Source organism: Elusimicrobiaceae bacterium (assembly GCA_028700325.1).
In the GTDB taxonomy this organism is placed as follows: domain Bacteria; phylum Elusimicrobiota; class Elusimicrobia; order Elusimicrobiales; family Elusimicrobiaceae; genus JAQVSV01.
Window position 1 is genome coordinate 54,759 of record JAQVSV010000004.1, and the last position, 4,085, is coordinate 58,843.

Annotated in this window: 3 protein-coding genes; 2 read left to right on the forward strand and 1 reads right to left on the reverse strand. The window is 56.2% G+C overall.

Annotation, left to right across the window (positions count from 1 at the left end; genetic code table 11):
* Positions 1 to 1,575, reverse strand: a 1,575-nt coding sequence (locus tag PHW69_01260; protein MDD4003815.1) for a sulfatase-like hydrolase/transferase, incomplete at its 3' end; no start/stop codon positions are given.
* Positions 1,576 to 1,758: 183 nt separating this feature from the next.
* On the opposite strand from PHW69_01260, the gene PHW69_01265 reads away from it, so the two are divergent.
* Together PHW69_01265 and PHW69_01270 are read left to right on the forward strand one after the other, a co-directional pair.
* The gene (locus PHW69_01265; protein MDD4003816.1) at positions 1,759 to 2,958 is read left to right on the forward strand and encodes a DUF362 domain-containing protein; all 1,200 of its coding nucleotides are present in this window, start codon (positions 1,759 to 1,761) and stop codon (positions 2,956 to 2,958) included.
* A 53-nt stretch (positions 2,959 to 3,011) separates the two neighbouring features.
* Positions 3,012 to 4,085 (forward strand): hypothetical protein (locus PHW69_01270; GenBank protein ID MDD4003817.1); only part of this gene is annotated, 1,074 nt, incomplete at its 3' end.

The window sequence follows — 4,085 nt, forward strand, 5'->3', positions numbered from 1 at the left end:
GGTCATTGGCAGGTCCATTTGCGAGGCCAGGCGCCCGTCTTTGCCGTGTTTTTTCAGGAGAGGCGAATATACCAGCAGCGGAATATGGAATTTCTCCCGTTCCATGCTGGTGAGCTGGTGCGGCGTATGGTCCGGCAGCAGGAAAAAGATGGTGTTTTTGTAATAGGGGCTTTTTTCCGCCTGTGCCATGAATTTGCCGAGCGCCCAGTCCATATACTTGACGGTTTTTTCCTGCGGGGTCAGGCGGGGATCCGCTTTGAGGAATTTCTCCGGTATCAGGGTGTACGGGAAATGGTTCGAGGTGGTCATTGCGGCGGCTATGAAAGGCTGTTTTTTCCGGGAAAGGATCCGGTTCATGTTGTCGAGCAGGTCGCCGTCGTTGAAAATGCCGGAGCTGTCGGCTGTTTTTACATAATCGGCGGGGCTGAACCGCTGGTCGAACCCTTCAAAACTGCTGATGTCGTAAAAATCGCCGGTCCAGCCGTGAAAGAAGTAGGAGCCGTAGCCGTAACGCCGCAGAAAGTGGCCGACGCTGTAAACTTTTAACGAGGATTGCGGTTTGTCAAAATAAAGCGCCGGGAAGGAGCAGAGCGACGAGGAAAGCCCTATCCCGGTAAGCGTTCCGTTCGCGTAAAAATTGGTGAACAGCATGCCCTGCCGGGCCAGCCGGTCAAAATTATCGCTCAGGCCTTTTTTCGCGCCGAGGCAGCCGGCATATTGCGCGCCGAAACTTTCGAGGAATATAAGCACGATGTTGGGTTTGTCGAGCGTGCCGGCCAGCCCGAACGCGTTGTCGGGCGAATCCCGTTGCAGCCGCGCATAGGACAGCACTTCGCGCGCATAGTTTTTAAGCAGGCCGGAAGACAGCGTGTTCTCCGCCCGTTTGCCGTAAGCGGTAAGCTGTCTTGTAAACGTGAAAATGCCGTTTAACGACACTTCGTTAAGGAAATCGTTGCGGCTGGTGTAGGCCGCGCCGATGCTTAGCGGCTGCGCCAGCCCGCCGCGCATAAGCGCGAGCGACAGCGCCAGCGGTATCAGTATCGCCGCCAGCCGCCGTTTCGTGGCGACATTTTCATCCAGTTTAAATACCGAGTTAGCCAGTTCCGCCGAAAGCCGGGCCGTCACTATCAGCAGCGCGAGAAGCGCCGCGCCGACCCCCGCGAAATAAAGGCTGGCGGACGACAGCATCGCGCTCAGGATGTCTTTTGACCAGTAAATGTACTCGAAGAACAGATAATTGAGCCGCATTCCGCTTTCCGAATAAAACGGGAAATCGGCGTAGATCAGTGCCGCCAGCGTTATGTTTGCCGCAGTGAGTGATATAACGGCCCATATCCGCCCGGTTTTCCGCCCGAACGCGGCGGCGGCAAGCTGCGCCGCGACGAACACCGCGCCTGCCGCCATGGCCGAAACCGACAGGTCAAACCGCACCCCGACGAGCAGTGCCTTCATGGTTTCCGGCAACGGGCACGGCCCTGTTTTAAAGGAAAAGAAAAACAGTATTCTGGCCAATGAAAATACAGCCGTATAAACGGCCAGCAGCTTCAGGTAGTCTTTCAGCGCGCGCAGATTCATAACGGCAGGTCCGGCTAAAAAGTGTAGCAATATAGTTTCCGTCATGTCCACAGAAGGCTTTATGATTTTTGTTGCACTGGCGATTTGAATTCATGCCCGGTGCAAAGCGTTTTCCGCGGCCGCAGAAAAAACGCTATACTTTACCAGCGGCCCGGCTCGCACGGCCCGCATGGAGATAAGGAAATGAGCTGCGTTTCTATTGAAAAAGCGGCCGGCTATGACCGGCAGATTATTCTGGACACGGTGCGTAAAAGTTTCGCCAATCTTGGCGGGGTTGAAAAATTCATAAAACCCGGCATGACGGTCGTTTTAAAGCCCAATCTCGTGCTTGGCAAAACGCCGGAAACAGCGGCCACCACCCATCCGGAACTGGTGCGCGCGGTGGGGCAGATTGTGCGTCAGGCCGGAGCCAGGGCGGTGCTTGCCGAAAGCCCCGGCGGGCCGTACACGCCGCAGCGGCTTAAAGCGGTTTACACAACCACGGGGATGACTGGCGCGGCGCAGGACGCCGGGATCGAACTGAATTATGACACTTCTTCGCGCAAGCTGGACAATCCTGCCGGCAAATATCTTAAAAAAACCGAAATAATCACTCCGCTTGCCGAAGCGGACGTTATAATCAATCTCTGCAAACTTAAAACCCATGGCCAGATGGTGTATACCGGCGCGGCAAAAAACATGTTCGGGGCTGTGCCGGGCATACTGAAGGCGGAATACCATATGCGGATGCCGGAGTATGACAGGTTTGCCGATACCCTTATTGATATTTTTCTGTCAGTCCGGCCGGCGCTCAGCATTATGGACGGGGTCGTCGCGATGGAAGGCTGCGGGCCCACCGCCGGCACTCCTCGGCAGGCGGGCCTGATTCTGGCGTCGGAGGACGCTTTTGCGCTTGACCTGTCCGCCGCGGCGATTATCGGCGCGGAGCCGGATGCAATTCCCATGCTCAGGCAGGCGCGCCTGCGGGGGCTGGCGCCGCAGTCGCTGGACGCGATAACTTTCCCGGCGGAAACCCCGGAAACTGTTCGCGTGCGGGATTTCGTCATTCCCCAGCTTGACCATCTGCGCGCGGTTGATTTTCTTAAAAACAATGCCCTGTTATCCGCATTATCGGAGAAACTGCGTCCGTACCCGGTTTTTACCGGCCAATGCGTTAAATGCGGCGATTGCGTGCGGGCCTGCCCCGTTTCCGTGATACGGATGGGTAAAAACCGTCCCTGCGCCGATCTCGGCAAGTGCATACGCTGTTTCTGCTGCCAGGAATTATGCCCCGCGAAAGCGGTTAAAATGGAACGGCATCCTCTGGCGCGTGCCTTGCTGCGGGCGGTGGAGGTTGCCATGTCGGTCTACAATCTGATCATGCCCGCGCCGGTTTCCAGGTGAAGCATGCCTAAAGTGGCATTGCGTCCGGTCATGGCATACTATATAATGATATCATGACGCGGAATGTATCCATTATAGAAACCTTCTTTTCCAGTGCAATCCGGCGGCTGATCACCCGGGCGGACGGGTCCGCTCTGGTTATGGCGATCATGCTTTCAATGGTGATTCTGCTTTTATGTCTTGCCGGCGGCAAACTGCTGGAAACTTCCAGCCGGGAAACAAATATCAATAAAAACGTGCTTGCCGAAGCGGACAATGTCGCACGGGCGGGACTGGTTGACGCGATCTCCTGGTTCCGCCGCCAGAGTGTGCAGCCTGTAGCGGCCGGTTATCCGCTGAGAGGGGGTGCCTACGCCGATCAGGCGTTTTACCCGCGCTACAGCACCGCCGCCAGTTCCTGCGACACAATAGACGAATCCATAGGGCTGGTGAAAGAATACCGCATGTCCGACGACAGCAATAAATGGGCGCGTTATGAAATCGTGCGCCAGCAGGACACTTCAACCGCGGATCCTCACGCGGTGCACGATGTAACCGCCCAGCGGATGGAGGGCTACTATGCGGGCCAGGGACTGGTGTGGTACATAGAAAGCACCGGCTACGTTTTCCAGAAGAATGATCCGTCAAAAGCCTTTAATGTCACGCCGAACAGAGTAATATCGCAGGTGAGAGCATCAACGGAAATACGGCGCATGTCGTTTTCGCTGCCTGCGGAGGCGGCGTTCATGATATTCAGCGGCAACAACAGCAGCTATGTGCCTTTGGTGAATGTCTATCAGAACGGGCGGATTACCGGCGGCTCCGGTATAGGAGCCGGGCGAAAACAGGGCAAAAAACCCAATGTTTACAGCGGCGGCATAATAACCGGCACCCCGGATACGGTGTCAAACCTGTCGGAACCGACGCTTGAATCAATCCTCGGCATGACCGCCACCGAGCTTAAACTGCTTGCCGACTATATAGTTACCGACACCGCGGAGCTGCCGGCCGAGCTGCCGAACATGTCGCTGATTTATGTGGATGGCAATGCCGTTTTCAGCTCCACGCGGCCGCTTACGGGGAACGGGTTCCTGTACGTTAACGGAAATCTGACCGTTTCAGCCGGCTCGAATTCGGTTTTCAGCGGG